The following is a 19542-nucleotide window of genomic DNA, read 5'->3' as shown; positions in this document are numbered from 1 at the left end:
TTTCTCCATTATACTACTTCTCCCATTTTTTACGAATAGATAAGTATGATTGATTTTTATTTTTTTCTTGTCGGGAGCATTCTCGCTTCCTTTCTTGGTTTGGTCATCGACCGTTTTCCTGAGCAATCCATTATCCGCCCGGCTAGTCACTGCGATTCCTGTCAGACTCCCTTGCGTCCCTTAGATTTGATTCCGATTCTCTCGCAGGTCTTCAATCGCTTTCGCTGTCGCTACTGCAAGGCTACATATCCTGTCTGGTATGCCCTCTTTGAACTAGGCTTAGGACTCCTCTTTCTGGCTTGGTCTTGGGAATTGCTTTCCTTGGGGCAAGTCATCCTAATCACTGCTGGTTTGACCTTGAGCATCTACGACTTTCGCCATCAGGAATATCCCCTACTGGTCTGGATGACTTTCCACCTAATCCTCATGGCTTCCTCTGGCTGGAATCTGGTCATGGTCTTTTTCCTTGCTCTTGGCTTTTTGGCTCATTTTATCGATATCCGCATGGGCGCAGGGGATTTTCTCTTTTTAGCTTCTTGTGCTCTCGTCTTTAGCGCAACAGAATTACTCATCTTGATTCAGTTTGCTTCTGCGATGGGAATTCTAGCCTTTCTCCTGCAAAAGAAAAAGGAAAGACTTCCTTTCGTGCCTTTCCTCTTACTTGCTGCTTGCATGATTATTTTTGGTAAGCTACTGCTTGTTTGATAAAGTCCTCAATCGACTCTCCTTCATGGAGAGCTTTTACGATTTTTGAACCGACGATAACGCCATCTGACACTGCATTGAAGCGTTCTACATCGGCTTGACTAGATACGCCAAAACCTGTCAAGACTGGGATATCGGCCACTTGATGCAATTGTGCCAAGTGCTTGTCCAAGTCTGCGCGGTAATTGCCAGATTTCCCTGTCACCCCATTGATGGCAACCGCATAGACAAATCCTTCTGCCCCTTTAATTAATTCTTTCTGGCGCTCAATCCCTGTCGTCAAACTAACTAGGGGAATTAAGGCAATGTCTGTGTCTGCCAAAAATGGTTCTACAAAGTTGGCATGCTCATGAGGCAGGTCTGGGATAATCAATCCCTTAACTGCTGTATCTGCCAAATCTTTGACAAAGTTTTCAACACCGTACTGAAAGAGAGGGTTGAAGTAGGTCATGATGACAAGCGGAACCTCTGTTTGAATGGTTTTCAAGGTTTCAACCAAAGCCTGGGTAGAAGTCCCGTGAGCTAGACTGCGTAATCCTGCTTCTTCGATAACAGGTCCATCTGCAACAGGGTCTGAAAAGGGAATACCCACTTCAATTGCAGAGACACCCAAATCTTCTAAAAAGTGGATTGTTTCAGCTAGACCATCCAAACCTTTCTCGTGGTCTCCAGCCATGATATAGGGAACAAAAATTCCTTTTCCAGCTGCTTTGATAGCATTCAATTTTTCTGTTAGTGTCTTAGGCATGAGCTTCTCCCTTCTTTGCTGCATCTGCTTCCAAGCGGTCCTTGACTTGAACCACATCCTTGTCCCCACGACCCGATAGGCAGACAATCATGGACTTGTCTGGTCCAAGTTCTTTGGCCAATTTCACCGCAAAGGCAATGGCATGGCTAGATTCCAAGGCTGGGATAATCCCTTCCACACGAGACAAGAGTTGGAACCCTTCCAAGGCTTCCTCGTCTGTCACAGGAACATAGCTGGCACGTTTGATATCATGATAGTGAGAGTGTTCTGGACCGATACCAGGATAGTCCAAACCTGCTGAGATAGAGAAGGCTTCAAGAATTTGACCATGGGCATCTTGGAGCACATCCATGAGAGAACCGTGAAGAACACCAGGACGACCCTTGGTCAAGGTAGCTGCGTGGTGCTCTGTGTCTACACCAAGTCCAGCTGCTTCAGCTCCATACATAGCTACTGACTCATCTTCTACAAATGGATGGAAGAGACCGATAGCGTTAGAACCACCACCAACACAAGCTACTAGGGCATCTGGTAAATCTTGACCTGTTAAGTCACGGTACTGTTGTTTAGCCTCTCGACCGATGACACTTTGGAAGTCACGAACGATTTCTGGGAAAGGATGTGGCCCCAAGGCAGAACCAAGGATATAGTGGGTATCATCGATATTAGCCACCCATGAACGAAGAGCTGCATTGACCGCATCTTTGAGCACGCGCGAACCGTCTGTCACTGCCTCAACCTTAGCTCCCAAAAGCTCCATACGGAACACATTGAGGGCTTGGCGTTTGACATCTTCCTCACCCATGTAGATAGTACATTCCATGTTAAAGAGGGCTGCAGCAGTTGCAGTTGCCACACCGTGCTGACCAGCACCTGTTTCAGCGATAATTTTCTTTTTACCCATGCGTTTAGCCAGAAGAACTTGTCCCAAGGCATTGTTAATCTTGTGGGCCCCTGTATGGTTAAGGTCTTCACGTTTAAGATAAATCTTGGCTCCGCCAATATACTGGGTCAAGTTTTTTGCGTAGTAAAGAGGAGTTTCACGCCCCACATACTGGCGCAAGAGTTGGTTTAATTCCTCTTGGAAACTTGGGTCTGCCTGACTTTCACGATAGGCCTTCTCCAACTCCAAAACTGCTGTCATCAATGTTTCTGGGACGAAACGTCCACCGAATTTTCCGTAAAATCCATCTTTATTTGGTTCTTGATATGCCATTCTTTACCCTCTCTATAAATCTTCTAATCTTTTCATGATCTTTTTGTCCATCTGTCTCCACTCCGCTCGATACATCTACTGCATAGGGAGTAAAATGTTGAATTGCTTTTACGACATTGTCTTCATTAAGCCCACCTGCGATAAAGAAAGGCTGAGTTAGTCCAATCGTATTCAGTTGACCCCAATCAAAGGTCTGGCCACTCCCAGCCACAGGGGCATCAAAGAGGAGATAATCTGCCTGAGAATTGGGTACATGACCCTCTCCATCTACCTGCACAGCCTGAATACTGGCACAAGGCAAATTCTCAAACAAATCATCTGCCACCTGACTGTGAACTTGAACCAAGTCCAAGCCAACTTTTTCAATCGCTTCTAGCAATTCTGCCCGACTTGGTGAAACAAATACGCCAACCTTCTTAACATTAGCAGGAATGGGCTTTGCCAGCTCAGTAGCCTGATCCAAGGTCACCTGTCTTTTACTAGGTGCGAAGACAAAACCGATGTAGTCTGCTCCTGCTGAAACGGCTGTTTCCACCGCTTCTTTGGTAGATAATCCGCAAATTTTAACCTTTGTCAATCTGCAACTCCTTGATTCTCTGGGCTACATCTTCTGCCTGCATAAGAGCTGTCCCTACCAAAATTCCGTTAAAGTATGGTGCTACTCGTTCCGCATCCTGCCCTGTGAAAATAGCAGATTCAGAAATGTACAAGCAATCAGCTTTGAAATGTTTAGCCAAATCTACACTGGTCTGCAAGTCAACTTCAAAGGTGGTCAAGTTGCGATTATTGACACCGATAATTTTAGCTCCAAGGCGGTGAGCTACCTCTAGTTCAGCTAGATTGTGAGTCTCCACTAAGACTTCCAGACCAAGCTCTGTCGCATAGTCATAAAGTTCCTTAAGACGTTCTTCTGGCAAGGCTGCCACAATGAGTAAGATAACTGTCGCACCAGCATTGCGGGCGCGGATGATTTGCTTTTCATCGATGATAAAGTCCTTGTTGAGCGTCGGAATCTCTACCTGACTGGAAATCTCTTTTAGATAATCCAAATGCCCTTTAAAGAAGACTTCATCTGTCAAAACCGAAATCATCACTGCGCCGTTCGCTTCATAAGTCTGGGCCTGTTGCACAATATCCACATCGAGATTGATATCTCCCAAACTAGGGCTAGCTTTCTTGACCTCAGCGATTACCTGTAAACGGTCTTGGTGTTGTTTTAGATAGTCAGCCAAGCGATAGGTCTGGCGCAGGGGCTGGATTTCCTCCAGCTCCATCTGCTCAACCTCACGCGCCTTTTGCTCCAAGATTCGTGCTAAAAATTCCTGACTCATTTTTGGTACTCCTGTAACAGTCTGAGTTTTTCAAGAGCCTTGCCACTAGCAATGACTTGACGAGCTAAGGCAACTCCATCCTTGATATTATCTACCTTACCATTAGCATAGAAACCAAGACCAGCATTCAAAACTGTAGTTTCCAAGAATGGACTTGGTTCGTTCTTGAGAACGCTGAGCAAAATTTCTGCATTTTCCTGAGCATTCCCTCCACGAATATCTTCGATAGCGTAGCGTTCCATCCCCAAATCTTCTGGAGTAAAGCTCGACAAGGTGATTTCTCCATTTTCAAGAAGAGCAATCTTAGTTGTTCCGTTCAAGCCAGCTTCATCTAGTCCTTCTGGTCCAGCTACTACGATAGCGCGTTTGCGACCCATGTTTTTCAAAACCTGAGCTGTACTTTCTAGAAGTTCTGGACGACTAATACCAAGAAGCTGTGTTTCCAAGGCCATTGGGTGAATCAGGGGACCAGTCAAGTTCATGATCGTTGGAATTCCTAGTTCCAAACGAGCTGGCATGATGTATTTCATAGCTGGATGCATATTTTTAGCAAAGAGAAAGACGATTCCAGTTTTATCAAAGACCTTACCAAGTTCAGCTGGTTTGAGATCTAAATTGATACCCAAGGCTTCTAGGACATCTGCAGAGCCAGATTTAGAAGAAATTGAACGGTTACCGTGTTTTGCCATGTGAACACCACCACCAGCCAATACAAAGGCTGCAGTTGTCGAAATATTAAAGCTGAAGGACTTGTCTCCACCTGTACCACAGTTGTCCATGGCATCATGAATCTCAGTTGGAATATGTTGGGCATGCCCTCTCATGACTTGTGCAATGGCTGTGCGTTCTTCAGGTGTTTCCCCCTTCATCTTAAGGGCCAAAAGGAGAGAAGCAATCTGCGCCTCCGTTACACGGCCAGTTACGATACGCTCAATGACATCCGTCATTTCCACACCTGATAAATTTTCAAATTTTGCTAGTTTTTCAATAATCTCTTTCATCCTAGTTTCCTCACTTTACAACCTTCTCGATAAAATTCCGAATAGAAGACAAGCCATCTGGCGTTCCGATACTCTCTGGATGGTACTGGAATCCATAAATCGGTAGGTTTTTGTGTTGAATTCCCATGATAGCTTGGTCATCAGTCGAACGAGCTGTCACTTCAAAGTCTTCTGGCATTTCCTCAATCAAAATACTGTGATAACGCATGACCGCACGACCATCCTCGATACCTTGATACAAAACAGATGGCGCTTCAAAGCTGATATTGCTCTGCTTTCCATGCATGACTTTAGGAGCCAAACCTAGCTTACCACCAAAGACTTCTGCAATGGCTTGGTGGCCCAAACAAATCCCAAGAATCGGCTTCTTGCCAGCAAAATCACGAATCATGTCTTCCATCTTACCAGCATCAACTGGCCAACCGGGACCAGGAGAAAAGACCAGACCATCTGCTTTTTCAGCTTCTTCATACAGCTTGGGATCATCATTTCTCAAAACCTGAACTTCTGCAAAATTCCCAATGTATTGGGCCAAGTTATAGGTAAAAGAATCATAGTTGTCAATCAATAAAATCATGGTCTTAGTTCTCCAATTCTAGTCATAGATTTTGCTTTGTTAATGGTTTCTTGGTATTCGTTTTGGGCAATAGAGTCGTAGACAATCCCTGCCCCAGCCTGCACATAGGCTGTTGGATTTTTGAGAATCATAGTTCGGATGGCAATAGCGAAGTCCATATCACCCGTCGCAGACAAGTAGCCGATTGCTCCTGCGTATACGCCCCGTTTTTCTGTTTCCAGTTCATAGATGCGTCTCATAGCTCGAATTTTTGGTGCTCCAGAAACAGTTCCAGCAGGAAGTGTTGCTTTCAAGGCATCCATAGCAGTGAGTTCTGGAAGCAAACGCCCCTTGACCACACTGGTCAAATGCATGACATAACGGAAAAGCTCCACTTCCATATACTTAGTGACTTGGACACTTGCCGTTTCAGAGATGCGGCCGATATCGTTACGACCCAAGTCTACTAACATCCGATGCTCTGCTGTTTCCTTCTCATCCGAAAGTAGGTCTGTCGCCAAAGCCTTGTCTTCTTCATCTGTAGCTCCTCTTGGTCGCGTACCTGCAATCGGATTAGTTGTCACGATGCCATTTTTAACTGAAACTAAACTTTCTGGACTGGCACCGATGATTTGATAATCCTCAAAATCATAGAAATAAAGGTAATTAGAAGGATTAGTCACGCGGAGATTTCTGTAGAAGTCAAATGGATTTCCAGTAACTTCTGCTGAGAAACGCTGGCTGAGTACACATTGGAACATATCACCATTACGAATCAAGTCACGAGCTGTTTCCACCATTTCCTCAAACTTCTGAGGAGCGATATGGGGTTTGAAATCTAACGGAGATAGATCCAAGTCTTCAAATTCATTTGTAGCAGGAATGCGTAATTCCTCAAGCACTTGGTTTAAGGCTTTTTCCAAGTCTTCTTGACTACGCTCACTATAGAGAGCATCCTCGATGACATGAATTTTTTCCTTCTTGTGGTCAAAGACCATGTAACTCTCATAGACAAAGAAATGCATGTCTGGAGTCCCAATTGTATCTTGAGGGATTTGACCAATTTCTTCATAAAGCGAAATCATATCGTAGCCAACAAATCCAATGGCTCCCCCACCAAAAGGGAGGTCTGAATGGTGTTGGCTCTTATGAGTCACTTCATAAAGAAAATCCAAGGGATCACGATCAATCACTTGCCCATTTTGATAAAGGACCCCATTTTCAAACTTAATCTCAAAAACAGGATTATAGGCTAGGATAGAAAAACGAGCTGTTTCCTTGTCTCTCGGAATACTTTCTAAAATAACCTTGTGTTGCCCCTTTAGGCGCATATAAGCCAAGATTGGTGATAAGACATCTCCATGAATGATTCGTTCCATTGTATTTTCCCTTTCAGTTCCTTATTTTTAATTTTTTATCTTTTTCTATTTCCCTTAAATAGTGCGGACGGGAGGTAAAATTATCCAGTGGATGATTTTAGAAATTCATGAAATGAAAGACCTAATTTTTGAGCTCCTCGCTCATTCATTTCTAGGCTCAGGCTAAAATAGTTCCCCGAACTATTTTACTCTCAAAAATTCCGTCCTATAGAAGCATATTTGCTTCTATAGGATACCACTATGGCGGGAAATATCTTTTAAAAGCTCACTTCGTTCGCAAATTTTTTGTAGCAATCTATTTAATAATGAACAATAATTTAAAACTAAACAGCTGAACCTATAATAGACATATAAAAATCCCCACGCAAAATAACTTGCGTGAGGACGAAATTCGCGGTGCCACCTCAATTATAGGATTTCTCCTATCTCTCATTCCTGTCTCAGAAACCTCCTGTAACAGGCTGTGCGATAAAGGGCACTCCCTTGAGAATTATGTTTTCTTCTCTCGTTTCAGATGGACCCAACCTTACAGCTTTCTCTGCTTGTTTCCAGTAACCACAAGCTCTCTGTGAGAGAAAAGACTGTAATTTTTCCATCTCTTATTTTTTAGCTTCAAGATAGTCTGCAATAGCAGCTACATCCTTGTCTCCACGACCAGAGACATTGATGATGATAATCTCATCTTTACTTAGTTTCGGTGCACGTTTAACTGCTTCTGCGATGGCATGCGAACTTTCAATCGCTGGGATAATTCCTTCTGTCTTACTAAGAAGGAGCAAGGCTTGAACCGCTTCTTCATCTGTCGCTGCCACATATTCTACGCGGCCAGAATCTTTAAAGTAGGCGTGTTCTGGACCAACCCCTGGATAGTCCAAACCAGCTGAGATAGAGTAAACTGGAGCTAGCTCTCCATCTTCCTTAAAGACTGCATAGGTCTTCATGCCGTCGACAATTCCGATACTACCTTTTGTCATAGTAGCTGCGTGCTTGTCTGTGTCAAGTCCATGACCAGCAGCTTCGACCCCAACCAATTTAACTTCTTCATCAGCCACATACAGTGAAAAAGCACCAATGGCATTGGAACCACCACCTACACAGGCAATAACGTAGTCTGGTAAACGGCCTTCTTTTTCTAAGATTTGACGGCGAGATTCTTCACTGATGACCTTTTGGAATTCATGAACAATTGTAGGATAAGGGTGAGGACCTACAGCAGATCCCAGAACATAGAAGGCTTCAAGGTCATTCATCCATGCTCCAAAGGCTGCATCAACCGCATCCTTAAGAGTTCGTGTTCCCGTTTCAACTGCATGAACAGTTGCTCCCATCATCTCCATACGGAAAACATTGAGACGTTGACGTTCCACATCCTCTGCTCCCATGTAGACATCACAGGCCATCCCAAACTTGGCTGCAGCCGCTGCTGTCGCAACACCGTGCTGACCAGCTCCTGTTTCCGCAATCACTCGTTTTTTGCCCATACGTTTGGCAAGAAGGATTTGTCCTAAAACGTTGTTGAGCTTGTGAGAACCAAGGTGGTTCAGGTCTTCGCGCTTGAGATAAATCTTAGCGCCACCTAAGTGGTCTGTCAAACTTTCCGCAAAATAGAGCGGTGTTTCGCGACCTGAATAGTCCTTTAAGTAATGGCGAAATTCTGCCAAAAATTCTGGATCATCCTTATACTTGTCAAATGTCACTTCCAACTCATCTAACAAAGCCTGAATCGGCTCCGGTACAAAACTACCACCAAATTGTCCAAAATAACCTTTAGTTGTCATAAAATTTTTCCTCTTTCTGTATGAATCCGGCCTTTTTGTTTGCTTTTAGTAGTAGGAAGGAGCTGCAGATAGAACTCAAGTTCATCAAAGCGACTTAACACCCTAATAAAAGATAAACAAAACGACGGATAGAAAAAAGCCCACACACAGAATATACTTCCATGTGAGGGCGTTGGTAACGCGGTGCCACCTCAATTATAAAGGGACTATCCCTTTACATCTCTGCCTTGTCTAACAACAAGTTGCACTGTAAGGTGTGCGCACCGAATTTTCATTGTTTCAAATTCATTTTTAAAATCAGCCCACTTTCACTACTTTCAACCACCTGTTCACAATCACCACAGGCTCCCTGAAGATCAAAAATAGTTACTTTTCTGATTTGTTGAACTTATTTTAATACTTTGTTTTTTCTTTGTCAAGACTTTTTTACGATTTTTTTGAAAGATGTGTGATTCGAATGTGATAATGTCTTTAGTAAATCGAACGTGAAAATGTCCCACTTGTTGGAAATTGGATCCAACTCAATAGAAACTGAATAGATGCTAAACAGAACTTACTTTAGAACACTCCATCTTTTCCATTAGGATTTTCAAGAATTAAACAATACTAGAAACTCTGTCTCCTAACAAGTTTAGTAGAAACTTCAACAGATGTGACACTTTCCCCCTTTATAATTGCTAATACCCCTTCAATCATTTCTTGAGCTAATTTAACATAATTAGGAGAAATTGTAGATAAAGCTGGAGTATAATATTGAGAAATTGGAATATTGTCAAATCCGATTATTGAAATATCATCAGGAATGGTAATTTCCTTCTCATAGCAAGAACGAATCAATCCCTGTACTTTCTCATCACCGGATACAAAAATCAAATCAGGATAATTTTGATTAGATAGATGTCTTGTAGCATATGAATAAACCGAATCTATTGTAGTTAGACCATATACAACTTTCAAATCCATTTCATAGTTTTTATCATTTAAAAAAGCACGAACCCCTCTCTCTCGATCAATATTAACAAGGGATTCTCCTCCCATAAGTAACCACATACTATTAATGTTTTCTTTTGATACTAATTTCATCATGTCATAAGTGGCCTGAAAATTGTTGTTAGAAACATACACAACATTAGGTGTTCTAGATTCTCCAAAAACTATGAATGGAATTTTATTCTTTTGTAAGTAATTAATCCGAATATCTTCTTTACTTTCATAAAATACTATTACACCATCTATCAAACTTCCTGTACTCGAGATTATTGAATTACTAATTGTATCCTCTTCACTAAAATATTCAACAATAGCGTTAACACCATACTCTTTACAAGTTTGTAAAACTTTATCTAATAAAGTTTGGAACCAAATTAAAGGAAAAGAGTCGATTTTTTTTACAGAAATCAATATATTTATAGCTTCTTTTTTAGTTAAATTTCTTGCATATGCATTTGGAATATACGACAATTCTTCTATAACTTTTTGAATCGCTTGATAAGTTTCTTCTTTAACATTTACTCCACCATTAATAACTCGTGAAACTGTTTTTGGAGAAAAACCTGATAAACGTGCAATATCATAAATAGTTACCTTTTTCCCATTTATATTTTTCATTTCAGTCCTCCATTACGAACATTCTAATATTACTATACAATATTTAATTTTTTTTAACAAGAGAATTTAGTAAATTATTTAAGATCCACAAATTCACAAAATTGATTTTACAAATATTCTTCCCCTTCAAAAAAGTTTAAATTGCATTTCACACCTTTATTTTTAAGAATGTTTCCAACTTCACGACAAATAAATTCATATGAGAAAAAACTACCATAAAATTGTAGATTAACTTTTTCAGTAAAAATTGTAGGATTTATAAAAATATATAAAAGCCTGTCAATGTAACATTCTAACATAGACTTAATTTTTTCTTTAAAAATAACATTTGTTATCAACTCATTTGGAGGTAAATGAAAGGGAAACACCATTTCACAAATATCATAAAAAGAAATAAATTTGTATACTTGTATCAAACAATTATTATCAAAATATTCTATTTTACCTAAATCAAAATAGATTTTATAATCTTTCATAAAAACCTCAGAGCAAAAATCTACTCAAAAATTAGATGATTAAAACATCTAAAAAACAAAAGGACAAAAACATCTGTCCCTTTGTTTACTAAATTTCAGCTAATTTCTTCGACATAAATAACACCTACAATATTAGCAATTTCTTCCATCAAACGAAGATGTTCAAATCTTCCTGATAGTTCTAGAGTAATAAATGATGCTATTTTTTTTTCTGGAACATCAAAATATTCAATTCTTTCTGAATTAACATCTCCAAATGCAGTTCTAGAATCAGTCATTCTAATGCCATTCTCAGCACAGTATACTAGTACCCGATTATATGCCTCTGTAGATCTAACAACGATATACAATTCTATTATCTTTGAACGACTTTGAAGATATTTTTTTAAAGGTTGGAACATAGTTATAACACTCCAAACAGACACTGCTCCTAGTACGGCTCCTTCATAAAAACCAACACCTATAGCTAGACCGATTCCAGCTGAAGCCCATATTCCGGCTGCAGTTGTTAAACCAGTTATTTTCTTTTTATCTGTAATAAGTATTGTTCCAGCCCCAAGAAAACCAACACCTGATATAACTTGCGCACCTAAGCGTGTAGGATCTCCTGTACCAAATTTATAAGATACATACTCATTAGTCATCATAATTAAACATGCAGCCAGACAAACAATACTATGTGTACGAATACCTGCTGGTTGAGATTTACTTCCTCTCTCTAAACCAATTACTCCACCAATAACTAATGAAAGTACAATTCTTAATACAATTTCGATATATGATAGTCCTAAGCTTGTTGCCTGCATTATTATTTCCTTTTTCTACTAGCTGGTCTCTGAGTAAAGTATAATACAGAACCAGAAATTATCATTAATACAATAGTATAAACGAACACAAGTGCTTGAGCATTTGAAGTTGCTGTTTCATCACCTGCTGAACGAATAGTTATACCCAGCGGTTGAGCTAATGGATGGTAAAGAAATACAGATAAGTCGAAGTCAGTTAATAAAGAGTTAAAGTTTAAAGCAATAACAGAGAGAACAACCGGTAAAATAAATGGAATGATAACCTTCATCATAGTATAAAAAGGTGAAGCACCCATACTTCTTGCTGCATCTTCCATCTCATCATCAACACTAAATAAAATAGCACGTACCATTCTATAAGAAAATGGGATTTTTACAACTATATATGCAATAAGTAGAATTACCAAACTACCTACCAAAATCTGATTCAAGACAAGAAATTGTGGCTGATTAAAAGTAAATAATAAACTTACTGCTAAAAGTGTACTTGGTAGTAACCAAGGAAGTAGAGCACCATATTCAAATAAGAAATCAAAGCGAGCTTTATGTTTTCTGACAACTCGAGCAAATATAACTGCGAGAATTGTTGCTGTTGTCGCAGCGATAATAGAATAAATAAAGCTGACCAAGAATGGAGAGAATGCCGCACTATTACTAAAGAATAAGCGATAATTTTCTAAAGTAAAGTTTGATAATGTTAAGTTACCTGTTTGAATTGCAACTGGATCTGTAAATGAGTATAATACTATAAAAATTAGTGGAAGCATGAAAACTGTGAACAATCCATATGCTACAATGTGAGCAATGATATTCCAAGGCTTAGATGCAATTTTTTGTTTTTTAAGAGGCGCTTTAGTCTTAGAGATAGAAATATAATTTCCACCTTTTTCTATCTTATTCATGATAGTAAGCAAAATTGTAGTTGCAATACCTAAAATAATTGCAAGTAAGGCAGCTAAATCACGAGAATTCCCCATCCCTGCAAATGTAATAATCATTGGATTTATAGTTTGAAATCCTTTACCACCAACAATCATGGGTGCTGCTACTGCAGACAAACCACTAAGAAAAACCATAATAGTAAGTGCAAATAGAGTTGGAATTAAGGTTGGTAACACTACTTTTCGGAAAACAGTAAATGGTTTTGCTCCCATATTTCGTGCAGCCTCAATAGTGTGATAGTCAACGCTTCGAATTGTATTTGTTAAAAACAATGTATGATTAGCAGTTCCTGAAAATGTCATAATGAATAAGACTGCACCATACCCAATAAACCAGTTAGGGTCTAAAGAAGGGATAACATTTTGTAAAAATTTTGTTATCAATCCATAAGGACCATAGACAAATTTATATCCAGTCGCTAAAACCACTCCTCCATAAATTAAAGAGGTCATATAGCCTAATTTTAAAATTTTAGCACCTTTAATATCAAAGTACTCTGTAAATAGAACACAAAGAATACCTACGACATTAACTGTAATAATGAGTGAAAATGCTAACTTAAAACTGTTCATAATACTCTGAAGTGCCCTCTCAGATTTTAGAACACGATGTACAGCTTCAAGGGAAAATTCTCCTCCTTTTACAAATACATTCACTACTAGATCAAAGTTTGGATAAATAATAAATGTTACTAGGAACCAGATTAACCCTAAACGAATAAGCCAATCTTTTAAATTTAATTTATGACGCATACTGCACCTCCTTAAAATTGCAGAACGTCTGATGGTGTGATAAATAAGTCCACACTTTCTCCGACAGATCTAATAGCAGCCTGACTATCAATACTTGTTACATTAAGAATCTGACTTTCAGAAACTTTTATTGTATAGTGAATTGTAACTCCAGAAAACTCAACATCAATAATTGTTCCTTTTAGAATGAAATCTTGTTCAGTTTCACGATTGAATCGAACTTTCTCTAATCGAATGTATCCTTTTTTATCTTCTAAGAAAACGCTTGCATTTTTAAGTAATACTTCGTGGACTGTTTCATCGGTCAAAACATTAATATCGCCAATAAAATCACATACAAATTCAGTTTGAGAATTATGATAAATCTCTACAGGTGTACCGACCTGTTCGATGTATCCATTGTTAAAGACTGCAATTCTATCAGATAAAGTTAAGGCTTCCTCTTGGTCATGAGTAACATATAAAGTAGTAATACCTAACTCTTTTTGAAGTCTTTTCAACTCTTTTCTCAAATCTACACGTAATTTTGCGTCAAGGTTTGACAATGGTTCATCTAGACAAAGAATTTTAGGTTCAAGAACCAGAGCACGAGCCAATGCTACCCTTTGTTGTTGACCCCCAGATAATTCTGATACATTACGCTGTAACTGTTGATCAGAGATCTTAATTTTTGCTGCTACTGCTGATACTTTAGCTTTAATAACATCTGGAGCTACCTTCTTAACTTTTAAACCAAATGCAATATTATCAAAAACAGTCATAGTTGGAAATAGCGCATAAGATTGAAATACAATACCAATTCCACGCTTTTCAGGTTCCAAATGAGTGACATCTGTTCCATTAACTTCAATACTTCCTGATGATGGATCTAGAAAACCTACCAATGCTCTCAAAGTAGTTGATTTACCACATCCTGAAGGCCCAAGAAATGTAAAAAATTCCCCTTCATGTATATCTAAATTCAGATTATCAATTGCAACAAAATCACCATATTTAATTTGAATATTATCAAATTTAATCATCTCACTAACTCCCTCTATTACTAAACCAAAAGCCTCTCTTTATTTCTTCCATAAATTTAGAAATAATAGAGAGACTTGGACATAAAAATTAACTCTTATTTCTTATTGTACGTATTCTAATTCAGCTTTTTCTACCCATTCATCCAAATGCTTTCCAACAGCTTCCCAGTCAATATTTTGTGGTTTCACTTGATCAACAAATTTCTTAGTATCTTCTGGTAGATCTTTGAGGGCATCTTTATTTGCAGGAATAGATCCAAAGTTCTTACTATATTCTACTTGAATTTCTGATTGACCAAACCAATCAATAAATTCTTTAGCTAACGCTTGTTTTTTACTAGTGCTTAAAACCATAGTTTGTTCAGTTACAAATGGTACACCAATCTCAGGAGTCATAACTTTGAAAACAACATTTTGTTCTTTTTGTCCAACTAATGCACCAGAACCCCACATCATTCCATATTGTATTGGATCTTCTTTGTCTAACATCTTAACAATTGAACTTTCTCCCTTTTGAAGAGTGTATGCATTTTTCAAATATTCTTTTGCTACTTCCCAACCTTTTTCGGAAACACCTAATTCACCTTTATCATCAAGGTATCGAACTAAGATACTTGCTAGAATTGCCCGTCCTGTACCACCTTGAAGACCAGAAATTGAATATTTACCTTTATACTTACTACCTAATTCAGTCCAATCTTTAGGCATTTCTTTTACATCAGGCGCCCCAATTAAAACTAATGGTTGAACAATCACAGGATTATAATAATTATCTTTATCTGATAAAGATTGATCAATTTTATCTAACCATTTAGGCTTGTACTGTACTAGTAATTTTTGATCTCTAATTTTATTTGAATCAACAGCACCAATTCCAAATACCATATCTGCAACTGCATTATTCTTCTCAGCAATAACACGGTCTGCTAATTGAGCGCCAGGGATATCAACCATTTTGATATTAAAACCAGCTTCTTTTGCTTTAGCAGTTAACCAATCACCACGACCATTTGAGACTGAGTTCGAATAGATTACTAGTTCTTGACTTTTATCAGCTTTTTCTTCAGATGAAGAAGCAGTCGTAGAATTTGAACCTCCAGAGCAAGCAGCAAGTGTAGTAAGAGCAACTCCCGTTGCAAGTACAGTAGACCAAACTTTCATTTTTTTCATGATAAGTTCTCCTTTTTTATTATTTTATTTAAATTTTTCGTGATATGGAACAAATTGTCTCATATCTTCAAATACAGTATAGTCAATACGGTTTACAGTAATAGTTGGAATCTTCTCTAATAAAATTTCAGTTAATTCTGCTCTGACTTTAGTAAACTCTTCTTCCTCCTCTTCGGTTAGAGGAATCCGAAGATACCCAATTGAAATATGGAATTGATATCTATCATGATTAGGGAAACGAACACCTGCTTTTTCTGAGACATAAGTACGAATTTCTTCTAATCTCTTTGCAGAAGCTTCGTCTGCAGGTTCAACTAGTATGTTTTGTTTTCCCATTTCAGTTACACGCATATGAATTTCTTCATCCAACAATGGAAAAATTTCAAGTTGTTTAGCAAAGTAATCATGTATTTCCTGTAAAGGTGTATCTAGAGGAAGATTACTGCTCCAAAACTCCGTTTCACGATTTTCATGGCACAACAATTCAATTACAGTCATGTGAATAGAATTCCTTGGAGTTAAAGTAAACTTATCGATAAATGGTAATTCTCTATAACGTGATTGAATAATATCAACAACTTCCATCAAATCTTGTTTAGTATAAAGATTTGCTACAACTGTATTCCCAGGGAAATGATTAAATTCCCCATTCTCTTTGAACTTAATTTTTGTTAAGTTTTTCATATAAAGACCTTCTTTTTTATATTTGACATCGGTGTCATCTTGTTTACATTATACAATGAAACCGTTTCCTTTGTCAAGCGCTTTCAAACATTTTTTTAAAAAAATTTATCTTTCATTAAATATGCATTTCATTAAAAGGTTAAGTAATTTTTCCAAAATACAGCACTCATATAAACAGTATCATCAATTATAGCCATTGGGATTTTTTGATTGCCAATTCCATGTATCTCTACACATGTCTTCAATCGATTTTGTTGTCCTCCAATTTAATTCCTTATATGCTTTGTCTGCATTTGCATAACAAGTTGCAACGTCTCCTGAACGTCTTGGAACTATTTTATAAGGAATAGGGATCTTATTAACACTTTCAAATGTATTTACAAGTTGTAATACACTAGTGCCTTCTCCCGAGCCTAGGTTATAGATATAAACATCTGTTTTTTCAGATACTTTTTCTAAAGCTTTTATATGTCCTATTGCTAAATCTACTACATGGATATAATCACGCACACCAGTACCGTCAAGCGTATCATAATCATTTCCGAACACACTTAGCTCTGACAACTTACCTACCGCTACTTGTGCAATATAGGGCATCAAGTTGTTAGGAATTCCTGAGGGATCTTCCCCAATCAAACCAGACTCATGAGCACCAATTGGATTGAAATAACGAAGCAACGCAATACTCCATTCTGAATCTGCCACATGAACATCTTTTAAAATTTGTTCAAGCATCACTTTCGTATACCCATAAGGATTTGTCGCACTTGTTTCCATCGTCTCAATTAGGGGTGACTGATTGTTAATTCCATATACAGTCGCACTTGAAGAAAAGACAATCTTTTTAACATTAAATTCTGACATCACTTCAACAAGTGCTAATGTACTCATAATATTATTTTTGTAGTACATCACAGGCTTTTGCACGGATTCTCCGACAGCTTTATAACCTGCAAAATGAATTGCAGCATCAATCGATTCTTGTTCAAATACCTTTCTCAATGCTTGTTTATCACAAACATCTAATTCGTAAAACACGGGACGTATTCCTGTAATTGCTTCAATACGGTCTAGCACCAAGATGCTAGAGTTCGAAAGGTTGTCGACAATGATGACTTCCTTTCCTAAATTTAGTAATTCTACTACGGTATGGCTACCAATATAACCAGCTCCGCCTGTTACCAATATTGCCATTTGGGTTTCCTCCTAATTAATTCCAACCGACTTAACAAATCTCATAAACGCTTCATGCCCAGACGGTGTATTCTTATAAACTCCTGCATCTTCCAGAACTCTCGCAAACACTTGTCCTGCTTCGTGTTGAACTACGCTATTAACCTCTTCTTTATTAATGCGAGGATATTTTTCTTTCAATTGGTCAGCCCATTCTAAATGATAATCCGCAATTGCGTTTTCCTCTCCTAAAAGATATTTTCCAACTTCTTCTAACTCTGGTTTCAAACGAGGTGGTAATATCGCAAGTCCCATCACTTCGATTAATCCGATATTTTCCTTTTTAATATGTTGTACATCTTGATGAGGATGGAAAACACCATCTGGGTATTGTTCAGTAGTATGATTATCTCTTAGAACAATATCTAATTCATATCTCCCGTCCACTTTACGAGCAATAGGAGTCACCGTATGGTGTGGGACATCTTCAGTCATAGCAATGATGTCTACTTCTAAATCTGAATATTCTCTCCACTTATTTAGAATTTTAGTAGCTAAATCTAACAAGCGATTTTTATTTTCACTTTGTAACCTAATTACTGACATTGGCCATTTTACAATACCAGCATTAACATCCTCAAAGTCTTTAAAACGAAATTCACTCTCAAATTTTGCTTTTTCCATTGGGAAAATATGTTTCCCTCCCTGGTAGTGGTTATGACTAAGAATGGAGCCTCCTGAGATAGGAAGATCAGAATTTGAACCAGCAAAATATCCTGGCAAAATATCAACAATCTCCAATAATTGTTCAAATGTTTTAGAGGTAATAGCCATTGGTACATGTTGACTATTCAAAAATATCGCATGCTCATTAAAGTATGAGTAAGGAGAATACTGGAATCCCCATACTTCGTCACCAAGTTTCATCCGAATAATTCTATGATTCGAACGTGCTGGATAATTTATTCGCCCCTGATATCCTTCATTTTCCATACATAGTAAACATTTGGGATAATTAGTGGCTTTTACTAATTTTTCAGCAGCAATTGTTTTTGGATCTTTTTCGGGTTTTGACAAATTTATCGTAATCTCTAGCTCTCCGTATTTAGTTGATGCTCGAAACTCAATATTCTTAGCAATAGCAGAAGTTTTAATATAATCACTATCTTTACTTAACTTATAAAACTCTTCAACTGCTTCTTGAGGTGATATATCATATGAACTCCAAAAAATATCATTTAATCGACTAGGTAAAGGAACTATGAAATTCATTAACTCTGCTCCTAAACATTCCTTTTCCTCGATTAAATCTTTAATTTTACCGTTTTTTAAGGCGATTTCCACTAAGTAATCTTTTATTTGTTTCAGGTCATTTTCATCGGAAATGCGATCAGTTCCCTCCTCACCTATTAACGCTAGTACCCTATTTTTCACATATATTTTGTCAATTTCATTATACATTCCGTATTCAATTACTCTATCAACAAAATTATCAATAATTGTTTTCATATATTTTTCTTTCTAATTTATGTTCCCATATTTTCTATACATTATCCATTTATAAATTGATTGCGTAGTATGAGCAATTTTATCAAGGTGATGAATAATATCTAAAGCACCAATTACTTCAGAAACATTCCCATCATCTTCAAATATGTAATTCATTATTTTCTTTTCAATATTTATACTAAGCTCTTCTATCTCATTCTGTTTTTGTATAACAACCATATCTAAACATCCAAATTGTTCCTCTCTATAACAAGATATAGCCCTATTCATATGCAGTCCGATAACTTCATGAAGTATTTTTATTTCTGAAATAATTTTCTTCAAAATTTCATTATTTTGAATAATCTGTAGATTTTTTAAAATTTCAACAATTCTATCCCCAATACGTTCAATGTCAGTTGATATTTTTATTACACTAATAATTCTTCTTAAGTCATATGAAACGGGATGTTGTAAACAAATTAACTCATATCCTTTTTTATCAACATTTAGAACTGACTCATTTATGATTAAATCTTCTTTAATCAATTCTATTCGTTCTTCATTTGATAAATATTCAAATAACTTCTCGTATTTATCAAGCACAGATACCCAAATGGTCTCTAAATTATTTGATAATTCTATAATTTCATTTTCTAAATATAACCTTAACATTTAGGTACCTCTTCTTAACAAAGTTCAATAGT

19 protein-coding genes and 2 other annotated features are annotated in these 19542 nt (G+C 37.6%); of the genes, 1 reads left to right on the top strand and 18 read right to left on the bottom strand.

Features of this window, described 5'->3' with window-relative positions; genetic code table 11:
• The first annotated feature begins 45 nt into the window (after positions 1-45).
• Positions 46-705, top strand: coding sequence for a prepilin peptidase (locus N8L39_RS05510; protein WP_261010382.1), 660 nt, complete (start codon positions 46-48; stop codon positions 703-705).
• Here N8L39_RS05510 and trpA read toward each other — a convergent pair.
• From trpA to N8L39_RS05420, 18 genes are all read right to left on the bottom strand, one after another.
• Positions 677-1453 carry a tryptophan synthase subunit alpha gene (gene trpA, locus N8L39_RS05505; RefSeq protein WP_261010383.1) on the bottom strand — a complete coding sequence of 259 codons (777 nt, stop codon included), beginning with the start codon at positions 1451-1453 and terminating at the stop codon, positions 677-679. The two genes, N8L39_RS05510 and trpA, sit on opposite strands and share 29 nt — an antisense overlap.
• Positions 1446-2669: a tryptophan synthase subunit beta gene (trpB, locus tag N8L39_RS05500; protein WP_049551735.1), complete on the bottom strand. Its 1224-nt coding sequence runs from the start codon at positions 2667-2669 to the stop codon at positions 1446-1448. Before trpB (N8L39_RS05500) ends, trpA begins: the two co-directional genes overlap by 8 nt.
• Positions 2647-3246 (bottom strand): phosphoribosylanthranilate isomerase, encoded by a 600-nt coding sequence (locus N8L39_RS05495; RefSeq protein WP_049502468.1) that lies wholly within the window; start codon positions 3244-3246, stop codon positions 2647-2649. Before N8L39_RS05495 ends, trpB (N8L39_RS05500) begins: the two co-directional genes overlap by 23 nt.
• Positions 3233-4000, bottom strand: a complete 768-nt coding sequence (gene trpC, locus N8L39_RS05490; RefSeq protein WP_223336283.1) for an indole-3-glycerol phosphate synthase TrpC — start codon at positions 3998-4000, stop codon at positions 3233-3235. Before trpC ends, N8L39_RS05495 begins: the two co-directional genes overlap by 14 nt.
• The gene (trpD, locus tag N8L39_RS05485) at positions 3997-5001 is read right to left on the bottom strand and encodes an anthranilate phosphoribosyltransferase (RefSeq protein WP_033676450.1); all 1005 of its coding nucleotides are present in this window, start codon (positions 4999-5001) and stop codon (positions 3997-3999) included. The genes trpC and trpD overlap by 4 nt, the downstream gene beginning before the upstream one ends.
• A 10-nt stretch (positions 5002-5011) precedes the next feature.
• Positions 5012-5578: an aminodeoxychorismate/anthranilate synthase component II gene (locus tag N8L39_RS05480; protein WP_000601909.1), complete on the bottom strand. Its 567-nt coding sequence runs from the start codon at positions 5576-5578 to the stop codon at positions 5012-5014.
• On the bottom strand, positions 5575-6936 hold the full coding sequence (trpE, locus tag N8L39_RS05475; RefSeq protein ID WP_261010384.1) for an anthranilate synthase component I: 1362 nt from the start codon (positions 6934-6936) through the stop codon (positions 5575-5577). Before trpE ends, N8L39_RS05480 begins: the two co-directional genes overlap by 4 nt.
• A 377-nt stretch (positions 6937-7313) precedes the next feature.
• Positions 7314-7539, bottom strand: a binding site (T-box leader).
• On the bottom strand, positions 7536-8714 hold the full coding sequence (trpB, locus tag N8L39_RS05470) for a tryptophan synthase subunit beta (protein WP_084954420.1): 1179 nt from the start codon (positions 8712-8714) through the stop codon (positions 7536-7538). Its footprint overlaps the feature before it by 4 nt.
• A 162-nt stretch (positions 8715-8876) precedes the next feature.
• Positions 8877-9100, bottom strand: a binding site (T-box leader).
• Between the two features lie 220 nt (positions 9101-9320).
• Positions 9321-10322: a LacI family DNA-binding transcriptional regulator gene (locus N8L39_RS05465; protein ID WP_261010385.1), complete on the bottom strand. Its 1002-nt coding sequence runs from the start codon at positions 10320-10322 to the stop codon at positions 9321-9323.
• A 107-nt stretch (positions 10323-10429) separates the two neighbouring features.
• The gene (locus N8L39_RS05460) at positions 10430-10798 is read right to left on the bottom strand and encodes a hypothetical protein (protein WP_261010386.1); all 369 of its coding nucleotides are present in this window, start codon (positions 10796-10798) and stop codon (positions 10430-10432) included.
• A 95-nt stretch (positions 10799-10893) separates the two neighbouring features.
• Entirely contained in the window at positions 10894-11604 is a 711-nt protein-coding gene (locus N8L39_RS05455; RefSeq protein ID WP_001149046.1) for an MgtC/SapB family protein, read from the bottom strand.
• A 2-nt stretch (positions 11605-11606) separates the two neighbouring features.
• Positions 11607-13298 (bottom strand): ABC transporter permease, encoded by a 1692-nt coding sequence (locus tag N8L39_RS05450; protein WP_023943877.1) that lies wholly within the window; start codon positions 13296-13298, stop codon positions 11607-11609.
• A gap of 11 nt (positions 13299-13309) precedes the next feature.
• On the bottom strand, positions 13310-14320 hold the full coding sequence (locus N8L39_RS05445) for an ABC transporter ATP-binding protein (protein ID WP_000589137.1): 1011 nt from the start codon (positions 14318-14320) through the stop codon (positions 13310-13312).
• 102 nt (positions 14321-14422) lie between these two features.
• On the bottom strand, positions 14423-15490 hold the full coding sequence (locus N8L39_RS05440; protein WP_000738377.1) for an extracellular solute-binding protein: 1068 nt from the start codon (positions 15488-15490) through the stop codon (positions 14423-14425).
• Positions 15491-15514: 24 nt separating this feature from the next.
• Entirely contained in the window at positions 15515-16174 is a 660-nt protein-coding gene (locus N8L39_RS05435) for a DUF1868 domain-containing protein (RefSeq protein WP_000793811.1), read from the bottom strand.
• A gap of 183 nt (positions 16175-16357) precedes the next feature.
• Positions 16358-17368 (bottom strand): UDP-glucose 4-epimerase GalE, encoded by a 1011-nt coding sequence (galE, locus tag N8L39_RS05430; RefSeq protein ID WP_261010387.1) that lies wholly within the window; start codon positions 17366-17368, stop codon positions 16358-16360.
• 12 nt (positions 17369-17380) lie between these two features.
• A complete protein-coding gene (gene galT / locus N8L39_RS05425) occupies positions 17381-18856 on the bottom strand; it encodes a UDP-glucose--hexose-1-phosphate uridylyltransferase (RefSeq protein ID WP_000848807.1) in 1476 nt (491 codons plus the stop codon).
• A gap of 12 nt (positions 18857-18868) precedes the next feature.
• A complete protein-coding gene (locus N8L39_RS05420) occupies positions 18869-19510 on the bottom strand; it encodes a phosphate signaling complex PhoU family protein (RefSeq protein WP_000945323.1) in 642 nt (213 codons plus the stop codon).
• Positions 19511-19542 lie beyond the last annotated feature (32 nt).

Source organism: Streptococcus mitis (assembly GCF_946190285.1).
GTDB classification, from domain to species: domain Bacteria; phylum Bacillota; class Bacilli; order Lactobacillales; family Streptococcaceae; genus Streptococcus; species Streptococcus mitis_CP.
The sequence above is the reverse complement of the archived record's forward strand: the minus strand, read 5'-3'. Positions and strand labels throughout refer to the sequence as shown.

Bases quoted from the DNA above. Each gene is read 5' to 3' on its own strand.
- N8L39_RS05455 (WP_001149046.1), bottom strand. From the start codon at position 11,604: ATGCAGGCAACAAGCTTAGGACTATCATATATCGAAATTGTATTAAGA.
- trpB (WP_084954420.1), bottom strand. From the start codon at position 8,714: ATGACAACTAAAGGTTATTTTGGACAATTTGGTGGTAGTTTTGTACCG.
- trpE (WP_261010384.1), bottom strand. From the start codon at position 6,936: ATGGAACGAATCATTCATGGAGATGTCTTATCACCAATCTTGGCTTAT.
- N8L39_RS05450 (WP_023943877.1), bottom strand. From the start codon at position 13,298: ATGCGTCATAAATTAAATTTAAAAGATTGGCTTATTCGTTTAGGGTTA.
- galE (WP_261010387.1), bottom strand. From the start codon at position 17,368: ATGGCAATATTGGTAACAGGCGGAGCTGGTTATATTGGTAGCCATACC.
- trpB (WP_049551735.1), bottom strand. From the start codon at position 2,669: ATGGCATATCAAGAACCAAATAAAGATGGATTTTACGGAAAATTCGGT.
- trpD (WP_033676450.1), bottom strand. From the start codon at position 5,001: ATGAAAGAGATTATTGAAAAACTAGCAAAATTTGAAAATTTATCAGGT.
- N8L39_RS05435 (WP_000793811.1), bottom strand. From the start codon at position 16,174: ATGAAAAACTTAACAAAAATTAAGTTCAAAGAGAATGGGGAATTTAAT.
- N8L39_RS05445 (WP_000589137.1), bottom strand. From the start codon at position 14,320: ATGATTAAATTTGATAATATTCAAATTAAATATGGTGATTTTGTTGCA.
- N8L39_RS05420 (WP_000945323.1), bottom strand. From the start codon at position 19,510: ATGTTAAGGTTATATTTAGAAAATGAAATTATAGAATTATCAAATAAT.
- N8L39_RS05460 (WP_261010386.1), bottom strand. From the start codon at position 10,798: ATGAAAGATTATAAAATCTATTTTGATTTAGGTAAAATAGAATATTTT.
- trpC (WP_223336283.1), bottom strand. From the start codon at position 4,000: ATGAGTCAGGAATTTTTAGCACGAATCTTGGAGCAAAAGGCGCGTGAG.
- N8L39_RS05510 (WP_261010382.1), top strand. From the start codon at position 46: ATGATTGATTTTTATTTTTTTCTTGTCGGGAGCATTCTCGCTTCCTTT.
- N8L39_RS05440 (WP_000738377.1), bottom strand. From the start codon at position 15,490: ATGAAAAAAATGAAAGTTTGGTCTACTGTACTTGCAACGGGAGTTGCT.
- trpA (WP_261010383.1), bottom strand. From the start codon at position 1,453: ATGCCTAAGACACTAACAGAAAAATTGAATGCTATCAAAGCAGCTGGA.
- N8L39_RS05465 (WP_261010385.1), bottom strand. From the start codon at position 10,322: ATGAAAAATATAAATGGGAAAAAGGTAACTATTTATGATATTGCACGT.
- galT (WP_000848807.1), bottom strand. From the start codon at position 18,856: ATGAAAACAATTATTGATAATTTTGTTGATAGAGTAATTGAATACGGA.
- N8L39_RS05480 (WP_000601909.1), bottom strand. From the start codon at position 5,578: ATGATTTTATTGATTGACAACTATGATTCTTTTACCTATAACTTGGCC.